Source organism: Exiguobacterium sp. EF_C8 (assembly GCF_054956715.1).
The window spans coordinates 241,586-257,798 of the sequence record NZ_CM143264.1 but is presented as its reverse complement, the minus strand read 5'-3'; the positions used below and the strand labels follow the sequence as shown (position 1 = coordinate 257,798).

General features: G+C 45.8%; 14 protein-coding genes and 1 riboswitch. Of the genes, 7 read left to right on the top strand and 7 right to left on the bottom strand.

What is annotated here, in order from left to right:
• Window positions 1-2 precede the first annotated feature (2 nt).
• A complete protein-coding gene (locus ACY2IG_RS01480) occupies window positions 3-1,664 on the top strand; it encodes a glycerol-3-phosphate dehydrogenase/oxidase (protein ID WP_462618261.1) in 1,662 nt (553 codons plus the stop codon).
• Window positions 1,665-1,711: 47 nt separating this feature from the next.
• On the opposite strand, the gene ACY2IG_RS01475 is transcribed toward ACY2IG_RS01480, so the two are convergent.
• From ACY2IG_RS01475 to ACY2IG_RS01450, 6 genes are all read right to left on the bottom strand, one after another.
• On the bottom strand, window positions 1,712-3,148 hold the full coding sequence (locus tag ACY2IG_RS01475) for an amino acid permease (RefSeq protein WP_462618260.1): 1,437 nt from the start codon (window positions 3,146-3,148) through the stop codon (window positions 1,712-1,714).
• Window positions 3,149-3,373: 225 nt separating this feature from the next.
• Complete coding sequence (locus ACY2IG_RS01470) at window positions 3,374-4,669, bottom strand: DUF2252 domain-containing protein (protein WP_290785907.1); 1,296 nt, start codon at window positions 4,667-4,669, stop codon at window positions 3,374-3,376.
• Window positions 4,670-4,737: 68 nt separating this feature from the next.
• The gene (gene msrA, locus ACY2IG_RS01465) at window positions 4,738-5,685 is read right to left on the bottom strand and encodes a peptide-methionine (S)-S-oxide reductase MsrA (RefSeq protein ID WP_056064465.1); all 948 of its coding nucleotides are present in this window, start codon (window positions 5,683-5,685) and stop codon (window positions 4,738-4,740) included.
• A 69-nt stretch (window positions 5,686-5,754) separates the two neighbouring features.
• On the bottom strand, window positions 5,755-5,937 hold the full coding sequence (locus ACY2IG_RS01460; RefSeq protein ID WP_035411695.1) for a hypothetical protein: 183 nt from the start codon (window positions 5,935-5,937) through the stop codon (window positions 5,755-5,757).
• Window positions 5,938-5,997: 60 nt separating this feature from the next.
• Entirely contained in the window at window positions 5,998-7,758 is a 1,761-nt protein-coding gene (locus ACY2IG_RS01455) for a solute:sodium symporter family transporter (protein ID WP_308102241.1), read from the bottom strand.
• A 151-nt stretch (window positions 7,759-7,909) separates the two neighbouring features.
• Entirely contained in the window at window positions 7,910-9,391 is a 1,482-nt protein-coding gene (locus ACY2IG_RS01450) for an amino acid permease (protein WP_313586646.1), read from the bottom strand.
• Between the two features lie 131 nt (window positions 9,392-9,522).
• A riboswitch (Lysine riboswitch) is annotated at window positions 9,523-9,711 on the bottom strand.
• A gap of 165 nt (window positions 9,712-9,876) precedes the next feature.
• On the opposite strand from ACY2IG_RS01450, the gene ACY2IG_RS01445 reads away from it, so the two are divergent.
• Together ACY2IG_RS01445 and ACY2IG_RS01440 are read left to right on the top strand one after the other, a co-directional pair.
• Window positions 9,877-10,332, top strand: coding sequence for a MarR family winged helix-turn-helix transcriptional regulator (locus ACY2IG_RS01445; RefSeq protein ID WP_056064474.1), 456 nt, complete (start codon window positions 9,877-9,879; stop codon window positions 10,330-10,332).
• 137 nt (window positions 10,333-10,469) lie between these two features.
• On the top strand, window positions 10,470-11,561 hold the full coding sequence (locus tag ACY2IG_RS01440) for a diguanylate cyclase (protein WP_235514047.1): 1,092 nt from the start codon (window positions 10,470-10,472) through the stop codon (window positions 11,559-11,561).
• 41 nt (window positions 11,562-11,602) lie between these two features.
• On the opposite strand, the gene ACY2IG_RS01435 is transcribed toward ACY2IG_RS01440, so the two are convergent.
• Window positions 11,603-12,208 carry a TetR/AcrR family transcriptional regulator gene (locus ACY2IG_RS01435; protein ID WP_290748409.1) on the bottom strand — a complete coding sequence of 202 codons (606 nt, stop codon included), beginning with the start codon at window positions 12,206-12,208 and terminating at the stop codon, window positions 11,603-11,605.
• Window positions 12,209-12,400: 192 nt separating this feature from the next.
• On the opposite strand from ACY2IG_RS01435, the gene ACY2IG_RS01430 reads away from it, so the two are divergent.
• The 4 genes from ACY2IG_RS01430 (at window position 12,401) to ACY2IG_RS01415 (ending at window position 16,124) form a co-directional block, all read left to right on the top strand.
• Window positions 12,401-13,057: an HlyD family secretion protein gene (locus ACY2IG_RS01430; RefSeq protein ID WP_056064483.1), complete on the top strand. Its 657-nt coding sequence runs from the start codon at window positions 12,401-12,403 to the stop codon at window positions 13,055-13,057.
• A 12-nt stretch (window positions 13,058-13,069) separates the two neighbouring features.
• A complete protein-coding gene (locus ACY2IG_RS01425) occupies window positions 13,070-14,761 on the top strand; it encodes a DHA2 family efflux MFS transporter permease subunit (protein WP_056064486.1) in 1,692 nt (563 codons plus the stop codon).
• Window positions 14,762-14,891: 130 nt separating this feature from the next.
• On the top strand, window positions 14,892-15,443 hold the full coding sequence (locus ACY2IG_RS01420) for a hypothetical protein (RefSeq protein ID WP_035411503.1): 552 nt from the start codon (window positions 14,892-14,894) through the stop codon (window positions 15,441-15,443).
• A 69-nt stretch (window positions 15,444-15,512) separates the two neighbouring features.
• A complete protein-coding gene (locus ACY2IG_RS01415; RefSeq protein WP_462618259.1) occupies window positions 15,513-16,124 on the top strand; it encodes a nitroreductase family protein in 612 nt (203 codons plus the stop codon).
• Window positions 16,125-16,213: the final 89 nt, after the last annotated feature.

The following is a 16,213-nucleotide window of genomic DNA, read 5'->3' as shown; positions in this document are numbered from 1 at the left end:
AGATGTTTTCAAGTACGGAACGGACAGCATGGTTAGAAGAAATGGGACAAGAACTTCTAGACGTCCTCGTCATCGGGGGCGGTATCACGGGAGCTGGTATTCTGCTTGACGCACAAAGTCGCGGCATGCGGACAGGCTTGATCGAAATGCAGGACTTCGCCGAAGGGACATCGAGCCGATCGACGAAACTTGTCCATGGTGGATTGCGTTATCTGAAGCAATTCGAGATTAAACTCGTCGCCGAAGTCGGGAAAGAACGTGCCATCGTGTATGAGAACGCACCGCATGTGACGACACCGGAGTGGATGATGCTTCCACTTGTCGAAGGTGGTACATTCGGTAGCTTCTCGACCTCGATCGGCTTACGTGTCTATGACCAACTCGCTGGTGTCAAACGCCATGAACGTCGGACGATGCTTAGCAAAGAAGAAACATTACGTTACGAACCACTGTTACGCTCAGAGCATTTAGTCGGCGGTGGTCGGTATGTCGAATATAAAACGGATGACGCTCGACTGACGGTCGAAGTCTTAAAGGCAGCGGTCGGATACGGTGGGCGTGCCGTCAATTATACGAAAGCGGAATCGCTTGTCTACCACAATGGAAAAGTCGTTGGTGTCGAAGTCCGCGACGTCTTAAGTGGCAAAACGTATACGATTCGGGCGAAGAAGATCATTAATGCGACAGGTCCTTGGGTCGATGAACTGCGCGAAAAAGACGGTTCGAAGTCTGGAAAGTCATTACACCTGACAAAAGGGATTCATCTCGTCATCGATCAAGTACATTTCCCGTTGCAACAAGCCGTTTACTTCGATGTTCCAGACGGTCGGATGATCTTTGCGATTCCACGTGAAGGGAAAACGTATGTCGGAACAACGGATACGAACTATAAAGGAGATATTCTTGAGCCTGGTGTCACCGTCGAGGATCAGGATTACATCCTAGAGGCGACGAATCAAATGTTCAACGTCGAGTTACGACCTGAGCATGTCGAATCAACGTGGTCTGGACTACGTCCACTCATTCATGAAGATGGAAAAGATCCAAGTGAACTGTCCCGAAAAGACGAAATCTTCGTTTCGAAATCCGGTCTGATGTCAATCGCCGGTGGTAAGTTGACTGGGTACCGGAAAATGGCGGAACGAATCATCGATATGGTCGCGGAGCAATTCAAGACAGAAGAAAATCGAATTTATCTTGCTTCCCGTACGCACGATATCTTGCTTGGTGGTGGTCATCAACAAGGAAGTAAAGGATTCGCGCGTTACATGAAGGAACAACAACCAAAAGGCGAAGCACTTGGGTTGTCACCGAATGAGACGACATGGCTCATCCAGCGCTACGGTACGAATGTCGAACGTGTCTTCGAATTGATTCGGACACGCGGTGACGAAGCCGCTCGTTATCAATTACCGTTACACTGGTTCGGTGCCCTTCTGTATGGTCTAGAAGCAGAGCTCGTCATGCAACCCGGTGACTTCTTGAACCGTCGTGCTTCAGCCGTCTTCTTTGATTTCCCACATGCTGAACAATACGCAGACGGTGTTCTTGCCCTGATGCGTAGCGAACTCGGCTGGTCGGCAGAAGATGAAGCGAAAGCCAATGAAAGCATTCGTCGTGAATTTGATGCGGTTCGCGTCAAAGGTCCTGTTCCACTTTCCTAACACAAGAAGACCCGATCGCCTGAAGGCGACTGGGTCTTTTGATGTGTTTACTCTTCTTCTTTTGAAGCAGCAAGTTCCGCTGCCGGCATGTTTCCTGGGTGTAGATTTGAACGCTTACGCGCAAACGTAAAGTAAAGCACTAAACCGATTGCAAGCCAGATTCCGAAAGCAATCCATGTCTCGAGTTTCAAGTTGAACATCAAGAAGAGACATGCAGCGATCGCTGCGATTGGCACATATGGCATACCCGGACATTTGAATGCACGTGGGAGATCCGGCTGTGTTTTACGAAGAATCAAGACAGCGACAGAGATTAAGACGAATGCTGCGAGTGTACCCATGTTGACGAGGTTCGCGATGACATCGAGTGGAACGAATCCAGCGACGAGTGAACTACCAAGTCCGATCATCCAAGTCGCCTTGAATGGTGTTTGGTATTTCGGATGCACTTCGGAGAATACTTTAGGGAACATCCCGTCACGCGAGATCGCAAACGCGAGACGCACCATTCCGTATGTCATGACGAGAATAACCGTTGTGATCCCGAGAATCGCACCGAGATCGATGAAACCAGCGACCCAGTTTTGACCTGCCATTTGAATCGCAAGTGAGACCGGGTGATCGATACCAGCGAATTGTTTGTAAGGGACGATCCCTGTCATGATGGCTGCGACGATGACGTAAAGAATTGTACAGACAGCAAGTGAACCGATGATACCACGTGGTAAGTTCTTTTGTGGATCACGGACTTCTTCCGCTGCTGATGTAACAGCATCAAAACCGATGTACGCGAAGAAGACGATCGCAGCACCCGAGAAGACGCCTCCCCAACCAAATGGAGTGAATGGTGTCCAGTTTGATGGTTCAACGTAGCCAACACCGACGACGATGAACAACACGACGACTGCTAATTTGATGACGACCATGATGTTGTTGACACGTTTCGTTTCCTTGATTCCCATCGACAACAATGCCGTAATGGCAAAGAGGATCAGGAAGGCTGGAAGGTTGAAGTATGTCTTGGCTCCTTCTACTGCTCCTGGAGCTGCTGAGAGAGCTGTTGGCAAATGGATATTAAATCCTGCGAGTAAAGACTGGAAGTAACCTGACCAACCGGCTGCTACGGCACTGGAGGCGAGTCCATATTCGAGAATCAAGTTCCAACCGATGATCCAAGCGAAGATCTCTCCCATCGTTGCATACGTATACGTATAGACGGATCCACTGACCGGAATCGTTGATGCAAATTCAGCGTAAGCAAGAGCAGCTAGACCACAGGCGATGGCAGATAGAATGAATGATACGATAAGTCCTGGTCCTGCAGTCAACGCTCCTGTTCCCGTCAAAACGAAGATTCCGGTACCGATGATGGCGCCAATTCCTAAAAACGTTAAATCCATCGCGCCAAGATTTCGAGCAAGTCCACTGTTGCGTTTACTTGCAGCAATCATAGCGGAAACATCTTTTTTCCGCGTCAAACTCATGATGTACTTCCCCCTATATCCGTTGTGATTTGTCTTACGAAGAGAGTCGTTCGTAAGAACTTAATCAAAAATTTACGAAGTTTTCAGATAAATTGATATAGGTCATTATACCTATTTGTTTTTTGCGTGACGCTTTCATCTGTTAAAGAATAAAAATCACTTCAAAAATATCGGCATGTAACATCTGTTACATACCGATATTTTTCTCCTTTTTCAGTCCAGGTTTTAAGTCGTTTTCCACGTCTTCGTCCATTCTAAAAACACTTGGTAATCCAGCTTTGTTCGCATGACATAAGCTTCTGACCAACGCTCGATCTGCTCCAAAAAAGCGGTATCGGAAACACCGATAGCTCGAATGATTTCAACATCCGCATGATGGGTCAATATTTTTTCTTGAATTCCCGCATCTTGATCTGCCCGCGCATGGATTTTCGCGGTAATTTGACCTTGAATACATAACACGTTCTCAAGGTCTTCCTGACTTTTTATATGCTTCGCCTTTAGTTTTTTCTTGTACGGTGAGCGCTCGCGTACATAATATTCCTTTTTTTCAATCGTCAGATAACCAAGATATGGATCTTCATGTGCCTGCATCGCCTTTTGCGACGTGATGACCCGTCTCCCTTGATGAACGGTTTCTGCTTCTGGACGATAAACGGGCAGGAATAACGAAGGGACAGACGTTTGCGCTTGTTTCATCTCAAGAATCAAATCTTCTTCTCCCCCTTCGCCCTCAATCAAGATGTAATAGCGCTCGAGACCAATGGATGCTGTTCCGCTGTCTAGCTTACGAACGATATCCTTGATCGTATAGAACGATTCCTCACGGCGATCCTCGGTGTCGATTGTCTCGATGTAGGAAGGCCAGGCAGACTCAATTGCTGCTCGTGTCGCATCATCTACTACTTCCATATCTGGGAGTGTACAAAATCGTCTCACGCCATCTACCAGTTCTGTTCGCTCCCCCATTAATTCTTCACGTTTTTTTTCTGCTTTTTTGATTAACTTCTTGATTGGTCCTTTTGTATTATCCCGTGTAAAACAAACATCACTTGGATCTTTTCCAAGTGCATACTTTTTTAAATCATGTAAGTATTCAAGAACATAATTACGAATTGCAGGGACTGAATCATATCCTGCCTCTTCAGCGAATAATCGCACAGAGACTGCCATGCGAATCAAATCGTATAAATACGATCCTAAGTATCCTTCATCAAAGTCGTTGACGTCGTAGATGATTTCTCCTTTTGCATTGCCATGGACACCGAAGTTCTCAAAGTGAAGATCACCTTGGATCCAAGTTGGCTTATCACGAGGTGTGTCAAAACCAAGCGGAATCCGGGTCACATCGTAATAAAAAAGATGCGAACTCCCCCGAAAAAAACGAAATGGACTCAAACTCATCTTGTCGTACTTTTCCTGACGTGCTTTCTCATCGAGCTGACGGATTTCATGATCATAGAAATCAAGTACCTTTGCAATCGTCATCTGTCGAATCTCTTCATACACGGGCTGAAACATCTGATCCTCTCCTTTCCATTTGAAAAAAAGAGCAGTCAAAACGAAATCGTTTGACTGCTCCCTACATGTTACTCGAAATGTTTTTTATATTCCCCGTATCCTGCCGAATCAAGCTCTTCTACCGGAATAAATCGTAACGCTGCTGAGTTGATACAATAGCGTAGACCACCAAGCTCTGTCGGACCATCATCGAAAATGTGACCAAGATGACTATCTGCATTCGCAGAACGTACTTCCGTCCGCGTCATCCCATGACTCGTGTCGAGTTCGACTTCCATCTTGTCTTCTGAGATCGGTTTAGCGAAGCTCGGCCAACCGCAGTTTGACTGGAATTTATCTTTTGATGTGAAGAGTGGTGTACCATCGACGATATCGACATAAAGACCTGGACGTTCTTCATCCCAGTACTCGTTACGAAAAGCGGGTTCTGTCCCGTTCTCTTGTGTGACTTTATACTGAATCGGTGTCAGGCGCTCTTTTAGTTCTTTTTCCTTACCATGATCCTTCCACGCTTCCTTAACGAATTTCGCGCGACCTGAGCCGACGCTATACATCTGATAACGGAACGGATTCTTTTTATAATAATCTTGGTGATATTCTTCTGCTGGCCAAAACGGCTTTTCCGGACGAATCTCTACTGCGACCGGACGCGAGAAACGTCCTGATGCGTCAAGCTCTGCTTTCGAACGTTCAGCTGCTTCACGCTGCGCTTCATCGACATAAAAAATAGCCGGCTGATATGATTCACCACGGTCATTGAATTGACCACCGCCATCTGTCGGGTCGATTTGACGCCAGAAGATATCGAGTAATTCTTCATACGTAATGACGGACGGATCGTACGTGACTTCAACCGCCTCCAAGTGACCTGTCGTTTCCGAACAGACCTCTTTATAAGTCGGGTTCTCTGTATGACCACCGGTATATCCTGAAATGACCTGCTCTACCCCATCATATTTATGGAATGGCTTGACCATGCACCAGAAACAACCACCTGCAAATATTGCTTTTGCCATCTATCTTCCCCTCCTCTGTATGTCTCTATTTTACCGCGTTCAGAGAATGGACTCGACTTTCCTGCTCATTCAATCCTCTGGATTCGTTTTTAGGCGACGCATGACGAAGTAAATTGCCGCGAAGACAAGAAGAAGTCCTCCAAGCGAGTACCAGATGTTATTCAAACGATAAATCATTTGGTACAAGGCAAGCGTCACAAGCAATAATGCGATCGGTAAGAAGGCACGCTTAAAGTGGTACCAGTAATTCACGAAGATCGCCTCCTGTTTTTCTTTCATCTTACCCGATATGTCATACCTTCTGCGAGAGGATTATTCAGCTTGACGGTACTCTTCTTCGAGATAGGTCCGGTACTTCGCTTCCCAAGCATTTAGCGACACACGCCATAATATGATCGTTGCAATAGCAAGCCCCAACGTAACCGGCCAAAACCAAGTTGATACGATGCCTACTGTCGAAGCTAGTCCGATCTTTGAGAACAAAACGTACGTCCAAACGATAGATGTACATAATAGGATTGAGACTGGAATCGCGAATTTCCATGGAATGAGCTCGACAGAGTGTAGTCGATTGACCTTTTTTGACTGGACTGCTGGGTAACGATACCCCATGAATACCATGAACAATACTTCAATCACGAGTAGAATACCGTACCCATGAATATAGCTAATGCCATGATCCCAACCGAACAGTTGTTTGAAACCGAAGACGAATAAGTAATATGCGAACACGTGAAAGATGATGACGATTTTCGCTGCAATCGCCGGGATTCGTTTCATGAAAATCCCCATTAATACGATAACAAGAATCGGAATGTTGAAAAATCCTGTGAATTGTCGGATTAAACTCCATAAGCCGTCCGGTGCATACATTAAGAACGGCGCAATGATGAAAGAAATCAAGGCAACGATCGTTCCAAACCATTTACTAACGCGAATCAGATGTTCATCACTTGCCTCTTTCGCAAACACTGGCTGATAGACATCCAGTACGAAAAGTGTTGCAATACTGTTTAAAAGCGAGTTAAACGAACTGAAGACGGCTCCGAGTAAGACAGCTAAGAAAAATCCCATCATCGAGACTGGCAGCAATTCTGTAATCAGTCGAGGATATGATAAATCACCGCTCGTCAGTGTATTTCCATACAAGTGATAAGCAATGATTCCAGGAATCAGCATGAAGACTGGAACTAACAACTTCAAAAATCCTGTCATTAAGACTCCTTTTTGACCTTCTTTTAAATCCTTTGCGCCGAGCACACGCTGAATGACATATTGATTTAGTGACCAATAGAATAAATTTGCGAATAAGATTCCCGTAAATATCGAGAAGAACGGAACGGCATCGGTTGAGCTTCCGATTGCGTTCAGCTTCTCCGGTTGCACAGTTGCAATCGTCTTCATCCCTTGAAGGAGATTCCCGTCACCAAGCGCAATAAAGCCAAGTACTGGAACTAAGAATCCAACGAAGACGAGTCCGATCCCATTCAACGTATCGGAGACAGCCACCGCACGTAGTCCTCCAAAAATCGCATAAATCGCTCCGATGATCCCGACGACCCAAACGACTAACCAGAGGGACTGCGTATAGCTGAGGCCGAACAACTCAGGGACATCGAACAACTGCAAGACAGCAATCCCACCTGAGTACAGCATTGAAGGGATCGTGACACACATATATCCGAGTAAAAAGAGTAAAACTGTCATCCGACGAACCGTCTCATCATAACGGTGACTTAAGTATTCCGGTAACGTCGAGATACCAAGTCCAAGAAACTTCGGAAGTAGATAGATGGCCATGATGATCGCAGCAAAGCCCGCTGTGACTTCCCATGCCATACTTGACATGTTTCCCATAAAGGATTGCCCATTGAGCCCAATCAGCTGCTCTGCTGATAAATTGGTCAGCAGTAACGAGCCGGCAATGAACACGCCACTTAGCCCTCGACCTGCTAAGAAGTACTCATCAACACCTTGTGTTTTCCCGCGCGTCAACCGGTACGATATGTAGGCAACGAGCAACATGAAAAATGCTGCAGAACCTAATGTAAAAAATAATTCAGATGTAGTCATGTATCTCCCTCCCTCTCTTTTTCAAAATTCCTATTCTCAAATATGTATTCATTGATTCCTTTTTTATACTTTTTCAAAACTATATTTTAGAAAACGTTTTCTTTTTTAAGAACAAAAAACCACCTTCTATAAATAGAAGGCGGCTAGTTGATTACGATTGACGTGGATGTTCTGGGAAGTCCATCTCTTCGTAACGAACAATCGACGTCCGGTTTTTGAATTTGTGTCCTAACCAGAAGGCAAGGAACAACGGAATTCCGACATATGTCGCGGCAATCCCGACCCAATCAATTTGATCAGCAAGGAATGCTGCATAGTTTTGACCAACGATGACAAGGAAACAAAGACCGAATGCAAACAGCGGACCGAACGGGAACGCTGGTGCAACGTAAGGTAAATCTTTCAACGAATGACCTTGTGCAAGGAATCCTTTACGGAAACGATAGTGACTGATCGCAATTCCGAGCCATGCGATGAATCCTGTCATACCTGAAGCATTGAGTAACCACAGGTAGACTTGTCCACCAAACATCGATGTTAAGAAACAGAGCGCACCGATTGCTCCTGTTGCAAGCAAGGCGTTACGCGGTACCCCATTTTTCGACACTTTTGCAAAGAACTTTGGTGCATCTCCTTGACGAGCAAGTGTATACAGCATCCGTGTGGAAGCATACATACCTGAGTTACCGGCAGATAGAACAGATGTCAAGATGACGGCGTTCATGAGTGCTGCCGAGAACGCAAGACCTGCTTTTTCAAAGACGAGCGTAAACGGACTAACGGCAACGTCCGTGATGTCATTGGAAACCAAGTTCGGGCTCGTATACGGAATAAGCATACCGATGACGAAAATAGCAAGGATGTAGAAGAGTAAAATGCGCCAGAAGACTTGTTTGACTGCTTTTGGAACGTTTTTTTTCGGATTTTCCGATTCACCTGCGGCAATTCCGACTAGTTCCGTTCCTTGGAAACTGAATCCAGCAACGAGGATGATCCCGATGACGGCAGGAATACCACCGACGAACGGCGCATCCCCGAGAGCAAAGTTTTTAAAGCCAACTGGTGGCTCCGATGTAAAGACACCGAAAATCATCGCAACACCGACGACTAAGAAGACGATGACAGTGACGACTTTAATCATGGCGAACCAATATTCCGCTTCCCCAAAACCTTTAACGGAGAAGTAGTTCAAGCCGATCATGAGTAAAAGGAATAAGGCACTGAAGTAAAATCCAGGAACGTCCGGGAACCAATACGTCATAACGATTTGTGCTGCAACGAGCTCAACTGCGATCGTGACCGCCCAGTTGTACCAGTAGTTCCAGCCGAGTGCAAAGCCGAATGATGGATCGACGAATTTTGTCCCGTATGTCGAGAAGGATCCGGCGACAGGCATATACGCCGCCATTTCGCCAAGACTCGTCATTAGGAAGTAGACCATCAGACCAACGATTGCATACGATAGGAGTGCACCACCTGGTCCTGCTGCTGCAACGGAAGCACCGGACGCGATGAAAAGTCCTGTTCCGATTGCCCCACCGATGGCGATCATCGACATATGACGGGCTTGTAATCCACGTTTTAATCCTTCGGCTGTCGAATCTGTTGTTTGTTTCACATCTAGTTTGTTCATTTCGTTCGCTTCTCTCTGTTTAGATTTTTTGAGAGGACACTTTTTGAATGAAAAAACAAAAAGCGCCCTCATCTTCCAGATGGAAGATGAGAACGCAACATAATAAAATGAATGCGCCTCATTCTACCGTCGTGAAAGATAGCTCTCCACAAGTAAGTGATACCCGACTTGTGACAGTATTAGACCTATTCGATCTAATCCCAATCGATCATCTTCAAAGCGATGATTGATTTCGGCAATTCTTCCTTTCAGGTCACTTCATTTGTCGCTTGACGACATCCGTAACCGTACTCTTAAGAACTGCAACCTCCATCCCACTGGTTGAGTGAGAACTGAATTAAATTAGTTATTACTACGCCATATTACACAAACCGCCACGAAATTGTCAATTGCCTTTTTTGAATCTGGGGTAGTAGATGGTAAAAATCCGATATGTTTAGTACACTAAATGATAGAAGTCCACTGAGAGAAAGGATGCTGCTTGCATGCCACAGGAACGTGATTTGCTGACTTACCGACTCGAGGAACAAATGCGTGTCATTCTTCGTACCCTGCGACGTGAACTTAATCGACTATTTGAAGGAACAGCGACCCGAAGCGAATTTTTCATCTTACGGAGTCTTTCAGAAAACGGTCCTCAGCGTCCGACACTTCTTGCGGAACAATTTGAGCTGGCGACGAGTCAAGTCACTGCTTTAACGGATAAGCTCTATAAACAAGGATATGTCACACGGACGCGTTCGACGGAAGATCGTCGCTCGATTGTCCTCGCTTTGACGGATGACGGAGAGCGTGCTTTTCGGGAACTCGAGGTCGTCCGAAGAAACTATTTACAAGATCGCTTCGGAACTTTAACAGCAGAAGAACTGGAAACGATGATTCGCGTCTTCGATAAGATTTTACTGACGATGGATGAGGATACGCTCACTTCGTCTTCATAAAAAACGGTAGATTTTCTACCGTTTTTTATGTTTTATCTAAACATTTACCTCTGTCTAACCGTTACCTAGATGAGTATACTGGAGTATATATATGGAAATCTGTTAGCTGGGGGAGTTGGGAGGATTTGTTGTCCATCATGAATCAATTCATCATTAACTTTTGTCTACTGTTCACGACGATTACTCTCTTATTCTTACCATTTCGGAATCGACCACGTATTTCGCTGAATTCCAGCTGGAGTACACGCCTCATATTGGGAACTGTCTGTGGTCTGATTGCAGTTTTGTTGATGTTTAATGGCATTCAGATCGATGTCGCCCGTGTGGATTTACGAATCATCCCAGTCGCGATCGCTATGCTATTCGGTGGTTTCCCGAGCGCCATCGTCGCCGGTATAATGATCATCGGGACACGTTACTTTTTGACACCCGTCGATCAAATGGAAGGTTTTTATCTGTCCACACTGATTATCGTCTTAATCATTACGACGATCGGAATCGTACGTCGATTCGTTCATGTCTCGACACGCCATTTTCAATTATTGGTGTCAATTGGTGTTCTCTATTCGTTACCTGCCATCTATATCCTGACAAACAGCTGGTCGACATTCTTTAAAATCTCAATCGCTTATATCTTCTTTAATCTATTAGCTGGCTTTGTTGCTTTTCGACTGCTGACGGAATTACGCCGTCACTTCGAAAACATTCAGTATCAACAAAAACTAGCGATGACGGATGCTTTGACCGGACTTGCCAATCGGCGCCGTCTCGATGATTCACTGTCACTTGTCGGTTCAACGGATCAAGGGTATTCACTTGTCTTGATTGATATCGACTTCTTCAAGCACGTCAATGATACATATGGTCATGACGCCGGGGATGATGTCCTACGTCAACTCGGCATGACACTCGCTTCCTTAACACGACCGGATGACCTCGTCGGACGGTACGGTGGTGAAGAGTTTTTGATCATTTTACCAAGCACTACAGCTAAAGAAGCTCAAAAAATCGCAGAGTTGGCTCGGATGACAGTCGCACGCAACCTGTTCCCGACGGCAGACGTACCTGATCTGCAAATCACGATTTCGCTTGGGATTGCACATTCTAGTGGTTCCCATACGTCTCTTGAAGCATTACAACAAGCAGATAAAGCGTTGTATTACTCAAAAGAAAGCGGACGAAACCGAAGTACGATTTATACGAAGGAACTTGCCTTCCGACAAGCTTGAATATGAGACACTTCCTAGCGGGAGTGTCTTTTTCTATGACCTTATTCCGTTTCTTTCGGAAAACCGATGCTTTCAACCGTTCCAAAGACGATCATCCGGCTCAATTGCTCCGCCATATATGCGGATGAATATGGCCGACCGTTTCGTAACCAGGAAATCAATAATCCTAACTGTCCACCAATGACATAGTTCAGTAACAAATCCCGATCGACGAAAGTCGCATCCTCTGCGACTTGGGATCGAAAGACGAGGCGATAATTTTCTTTCAACGTATCAAGAAAACGTGAGATGAACGTTTTGATAGGACCTTGAACGAGCATCGTTTGGTAAAACAATTCGTTTTCTTCAATGTGAATGAACAAACGAGCAAAATAACGACTGACCTGTTCGACTGTCGGAAATACGGTGCCTGTACCTGTAATCCGAATCGCTTGTTCGAGTGCCATCATCTGTTCCTCAACGATTTGGTCAAGCAAATCATATTTATCTGTGTAGTGCGCATAAAAGGTCGAGCGGTTCACACCCGCCCCATCCGTCAGCATCTTGACGGTGATGCTCGAAAAGCTATTTGTCTTCAGTAAACGAAACAATTCCATCGTAATACGGTCACGTGACCGTTTTGGTCGTGGATCACGGCTCTCTTTCATGTGCATTTCACTCCTTTTCCATCCTCTTTTTAAAAATGAATCCGTTATCATTTATTTTTCCAACATTTTGTCGGAAACTGTTGGTTGTTTGTTATCTAACTATCCATATAATTAACTATATTAATTACTCCTCCCCCCAGAGGAGTACTTTTTTTGAATCGATTGTACACAAGAAAGGATGCTAACACACCCATGAGTATGAAGAAATTACTAATCATTAATATCGTTACACTCATCGTTTTGATCGGTGGTGGAGTCGTCGGATACTACTATTACGATCAAGCAACAAGCTATGTCAAAACAGACAATGCGAAAATCGATGGCAAAATGATAACGATTGCTAGCCCAAGCGCTGGTAAATTAACGGACTGGTCTGCTAAAACAGGCGAATCGCTCGACAGCGGTGCAACACTTGGTCACATCATGACTGCGCAAGCTGGACAAAAACCAACAGATCTTTCTGTTTCGATGCCTGCGAAGGCAACGATCGTTCAGTCGATGGCGACAAAGAATGGCTTCGTCGCAGCAGGTACACCACTTGCCTATGGTTTTGACTTAAACGACCTTTGGGTCACAGCGAACATCGAAGAAACAGAAATCGATGAAATCAAAGTCGGACAAACCGTTGACGTATATGTCGACAGCTATCCTGACACGACACTTTCTGGTGAAGTGGAACAGATCGGAATGACGACAGCTTCGACGTTCTCGATGATGCCTTCTTCAAACGGAAATGCGAACTACACGAAAGTCGCACAAGTCATTCCAGTTAAAGTATCACTCTCGCAAGAAAAATCACTCGACATTCGACCTGGTATGAATGTGACCGTCCGCATTCATAAGGATTAAGGAGGGACGTTCATGTCTACTACCTTCTTGTTCGGATATAGTGCGTTCACGATTCTGATCATCATCGGCGTCAACTGGATCGCCCGCCGGAATCGTCAATCCGACATCGCACTGGCCACTGACGGACCGACACTTGAGGAGTCCCTCGAGACGGAACCGACGATGACCGTGACACCACCAGTCGCAGCACCTTCAAAACAAGTATCGACTGAAAACGTCAGTATTCCGAAAGTACTGACGGTCTTACTGATTGGTATGTTCATTGCTATTTTGAACCAAACGTTGATTAATGTCGCGTTACCGGTTCTAATCAATGACTTCAACGTGTCGACGTCCACTGCCCAGTGGTTGACGACAGGTTTCATGCTCGTCAACGGGATCTTGATTCCGATCAGTGCTTTTTTAATGCGCAGTTATACGTTCCGCCAGTTGTTCCTCGCTTCGATGACACTCTTTTTCTTCGGATCGGTCATCTGTTCGATGGCAATGAACTTCCCGGTCATGATGATCGGGCGTGTCGTTCAGGCGGCAGGTGCTGGTATCTTGATGCCACTCGGATCAAACGTCTTCATGACATTATTCCCACCGCATAAGCGCGGTGCTGCCATGGGAATGCTCGGAATCGCTATGATTCTCGCTCCTGCTGTCGGACCTACGATCACAGGATATGTCATCCAAAACTATGACTGGCACGTCATGTTTTATGCGATGTCGTTCTTTGGATTAGTGACATTGTTACTCGGTACGGCCTGGTTCCGCCTGACGCAGCCACTCTCGAAACCTTCTTTCGACGCACTGGGCGTCTTATTCAGTACGATCGGATTCGGGAGTCTCCTTTATGGATTCAGTGAAGCCGGGAATGACGGCTGGGATAGCCCGATCGTCATCAGCACGATCGTCATCGGCTTAATTGGAATCGCTGCTTTTGCAATGCGTGAGCTGTCGATGGAAGATCCGATGTTGAATATTCGTGTGTTAAAGGTTCCGGAATTTTCGTTCACCCTCTTCATCAATGTCATCGTCACGATGGCGTTGTTCGGTGGGATGTTGCTTTTACCGATTTACCTTCAAAGCATTCGCGGTTTTTCACCGGTCGATTCAGGTCTTCTCCTTTTGCCCGGATCACTGATCATGGGAATCACCGGACCGATTGCCGGTCGTTTATTTGACCGCTTCGGTATTCGACCGCTCGCTATCTTCGGTTTGACGTTGATGACGTACGGGACATGGGAATTGACGCAATTAAACATGGATACGTCGTATTATTCCATCATGGGCATCTACATGCTTCGGTCATTCGGTATGGCATTCATCATGATGCCGATCATGACTGCCGGTATGAACGCTTTACCGATGAAGATGATCCCGCACGGAAACGCAACCCAAAACACACTTCGTCAAGTCGCCGGCTCCATCGGAACGGCAATTCTCGTCACCGTCATGACCCGTCAAACGACGGCTCACTTGGCAGACGATGCGAATCAGTTCACGACGCTCGACCCGACGCTTTCGCAACATTTAAACGATCTTGGACAACAGCTGGGTAGCTCACAAGCTGCTTCAACGAGTTGGTTTACGATGCTGACAAAACAAGCAACGATCCAAGGGATCACTGACGCGTTCTGGATTGCGACCGTTTTATCTGCGCTCGCATTGATTCTGTCCTTCTTCTTGCACGGAAAAAAAGAACCAAATCTGGATTGATTCATGAAGGACCAGTTGATGTCATATCAGCTGGTCTTTTGCTATACTTCGTGAAAAGTTCTTCTTTGCACTTCTCTCTTAAAATCGATACACTAGGGACAATGAGTTTCATATCTAAAGGAGATGCTTTATGGTTGCCTTTCTGCAATTTTATGCGTTTATCTTTGCTTGTTGTTTTGCTTGGCAAGTCGGTCGACCATCGCCTTGGTCGCAAAAGATTTTTCGCGCCTTTTTAACAAGTGTCAACGGGCTCTTCGTCTTTGCACGTGCCTCGATTTCAATCTTTTTGTTAGTTGGACCACTATTACTCGTCACATATCTTGTTTTTCCACGATTAATCACTTTTGAAAATGGTTTAGCGATGGTGATCAGTGTGCTCGTCATCGGTCTTGTCGATCGTCTCGTCAGTCTCGTCGTCCTACCACTCATGCGTTCCTTTTTCCTAAAACGTCAACGCGTCATGCCACAATCGGTGGAAATGGTGCTCTATACGATGGCAATGGCTGTCTTGCTCTTCATTCAGCTTCATGCTGTTCCTGGCGTTCAGATTCATGTAGCATTAACGCTTTTTCTGGGATTCACGATTTATTTCGCCCATTATTTATTTGCGTTGTACCGGATTCGTCTCATGAAAAAGAAACTAACGACTGTTGCTCAAGAAGAGGAACGAAAAGCCTCTTAATACAAATTCAACGAAAGATGATTTCTTCTTAGGAATCGTCTTTTTGTTTTCTGACAAATAACATTGACAATGATAATCGTTATCATCTATAGTGAAAAAGTACTCAGTGAGGAGATGAAACGGATGCATGTCCAACAAGTGATTGAAACACGCCGGTCCATCCGGTCCTATACGGAACAACCAGTTCCGGTCGAATTAGTAGAGGCATTACTCGAAACGGCGATGTATGCCCCGAATCATAAATTACGAGAACCTTGGCGTTTTGTTCTCGCAATCGAAGAGGGACAAACTCGGTACGTCGATGCTTTGATGGAGTTACTGACAGCGCGTGGTCAATTCGAGACGAAAACATCTGAACAACGTCAACAGGCTGAACAAAAATTACGGGAAGTCCCGGTTTACTTAACAGTACTTTGTCAGGTACAAGGGACACCGGATCAACAGCTAGAGGATACACTCGCAACAGCTGCCATGATTCAAAATCTACAGTTGGTGGCGACAGAGCGCGGCCTTGGTTGCTGCTGGAAGAGCGGAAAACATTGGTTTACACCAGAATATGCTTCAATCGTTCACGCTTCAGAAAATGAACGGGTTCTCGGCGTCATTCAAATCGGCTGGCCAGCCCTCGTTCCACCTGTCAAACCGAGAACGTCCCTGAAGGACAAGTTGACGCACTTTTAAGAGGTGCGCATTCTGCGAGCTACCCCTGCTCGCGCCAATCAAGCCCCAATTCAAAATAAAAACGTTCCGATGACGTCTCTCTCCCCAAA

Bases quoted from the DNA above. Each gene is read 5' to 3' on its own strand.
- ACY2IG_RS01480 (WP_462618261.1), top strand. From the start codon at position 3: ATGTTTTCAAGTACGGAACGGACAGCATGGTTAGAAGAAATGGGACAA.
- ACY2IG_RS01475 (WP_462618260.1), bottom strand. From the start codon at position 3,148: ATGAGTTTGACGCGGAAAAAAGATGTTTCCGCTATGATTGCTGCAAGT.
- ACY2IG_RS01470 (WP_290785907.1), bottom strand. From the start codon at position 4,669: ATGTTTCAGCCCGTGTATGAAGAGATTCGACAGATGACGATTGCAAAG.
- msrA (WP_056064465.1), bottom strand. From the start codon at position 5,685: ATGGCAAAAGCAATATTTGCAGGTGGTTGTTTCTGGTGCATGGTCAAG.
- ACY2IG_RS01455 (WP_308102241.1), bottom strand. From the start codon at position 7,758: ATGACTACATCTGAATTATTTTTTACATTAGGTTCTGCAGCATTTTTC.
- ACY2IG_RS01450 (WP_313586646.1), bottom strand. From the start codon at position 9,391: ATGAACAAACTAGATGTGAAACAAACAACAGATTCGACAGCCGAAGGA.
- ACY2IG_RS01445 (WP_056064474.1), top strand. From the start codon at position 9,877: ATGCCACAGGAACGTGATTTGCTGACTTACCGACTCGAGGAACAAATG.
- ACY2IG_RS01440 (WP_235514047.1), top strand. From the start codon at position 10,470: ATGAATCAATTCATCATTAACTTTTGTCTACTGTTCACGACGATTACT.
- ACY2IG_RS01435 (WP_290748409.1), bottom strand. From the start codon at position 12,208: ATGAAAGAGAGCCGTGATCCACGACCAAAACGGTCACGTGACCGTATT.
- ACY2IG_RS01430 (WP_056064483.1), top strand. From the start codon at position 12,401: ATGAGTATGAAGAAATTACTAATCATTAATATCGTTACACTCATCGTT.
- ACY2IG_RS01425 (WP_056064486.1), top strand. From the start codon at position 13,070: ATGTCTACTACCTTCTTGTTCGGATATAGTGCGTTCACGATTCTGATC.
- ACY2IG_RS01420 (WP_035411503.1), top strand. From the start codon at position 14,892: ATGGTTGCCTTTCTGCAATTTTATGCGTTTATCTTTGCTTGTTGTTTT.
- ACY2IG_RS01415 (WP_462618259.1), top strand. From the start codon at position 15,513: ATGATAATCGTTATCATCTATAGTGAAAAAGTACTCAGTGAGGAGATG.